General features: G+C 24.2%; 1 pseudogene. It reads right to left on the bottom strand.

The annotated features are described in order from the left end of the window. Positions 1–222: pseudogene (locus NG904_RS17185) on the bottom strand (cadherin-like beta sandwich domain-containing protein); the annotation flags it as partial. Positions 223–384 lie beyond the last annotated feature (162 nt).

The raw sequence follows: 384 nt of genomic DNA, 5'->3' as shown, positions 1-384 counted from the left end.
GCTTCTGCTTCCTCTAAATGTTGTAACTGAATCATATTCATCATCTCTATATAATTTAATTATATTTGATGTGCCAGTTTTATTTAATTTCATATCATTTATATGACTACTTGAGGCATATGCTTTTGTAATAAATAAATTAGTATATTTTGTTGGTTGTATTGTTGAAAATGCACTAATTGTAAGTGCTATTGCAATAATTCTTTTTAATTTTTTATTCATAATTCTTCCTCCTATTACATACATACTATTATTTTACCATTTTATGATATAAAATGCATTACCTATAACCTTAATTTTTTGTTATGTTTTTTAAGAATGCGTTGATATATGCATACATGAAGCGAACTGAGCAATTAAATTAAGGAATACTAAAAATGAGTA

This window comes from Clostridium sp. ZBS15 (assembly GCF_023845705.1).
Classification (GTDB): Bacteria; Bacillota; Clostridia; order Clostridiales; family Clostridiaceae; genus Clostridium; species Clostridium aquiflavi.
Note: the sequence above shows the minus strand (reverse complement) of the source record. Positions and strands in the feature narration are given on the sequence as shown.